The organism is Bacillus cereus group sp. MYBK216-1 (assembly GCF_051916495.1).
Lineage (GTDB): Bacteria > Bacillota > Bacilli > Bacillales > Bacillaceae_G > Bacillus_A > Bacillus_A thuringiensis_K.
On record NZ_JBQAGT010000046.1, the window covers coordinates 1 to 569 of the forward strand.

Sequence of the window (569 nt, forward strand, 5' to 3'; positions counted from 1 at the left end):
CCTTTTTGGAGCCAGCCGCCTAAGGTGGGACAGATGATTGGGGTGAAGTCGTAACAAGGTAGCCGTATCGGAAGGTGCGGCTGGATCACCTCCTTTCTATGGAGAATTGATAAGCGCTGCTTATCAATATAAGTTTCCGTGTTTCGTTTTCGTTTAGTTTTGAGAGTTCAATTCAGTGTTGACTCTTAAATGAGGATATGATATAAATAAATTCTGCAATTTGTATGGGCCTATAGCTCAGCTGGTTAGAGCGCACGCCTGATAAGCGTGAGGTCGATGGTTCGAGTCCATTTAGGCCCACCATACATTTTGGGGCCTTAGCTCAGCTGGGAGAGCGCCTGCCTTGCACGCAGGAGGTCAGCGGTTCGATCCCGCTAGGCTCCACCAAAAAGCTATTTTAAATAGCAAATGGTATGTTCTTTGAAAACTAGATAACAGTGTAGCTCATATTTTTTAATTTTTAGTTTGGTTAAGTTAGAAAGGGCGCACGGTGGATGCCTTGACACTAGGAGTCGATGAAGGACGGGACTAACGCCGATATGCTTCGGGGAGCTGTAAGTAAGCTTTGA

At 45.7% G+C, this 569-nt stretch carries 2 tRNA genes and 2 rRNA genes; all 4 read left to right on the top strand.

The features are described 5' to 3' along the window. A 16S ribosomal RNA gene (locus tag ACTFRH_RS30905) occupies positions 1-96 on the top strand; the annotation flags it as partial. A 130-nt stretch (positions 97-226) separates the two neighbouring features. Then, positions 227-303 (top strand) — tRNA-Ile (locus ACTFRH_RS30910). Positions 304-311: 8 nt separating this feature from the next. Further along, positions 312-387, top strand: a tRNA-Ala gene (locus tag ACTFRH_RS30915). An 80-nt stretch (positions 388-467) separates the two neighbouring features. After that, a 23S ribosomal RNA gene (locus tag ACTFRH_RS30920) occupies positions 468-569 on the top strand; the annotation flags it as partial.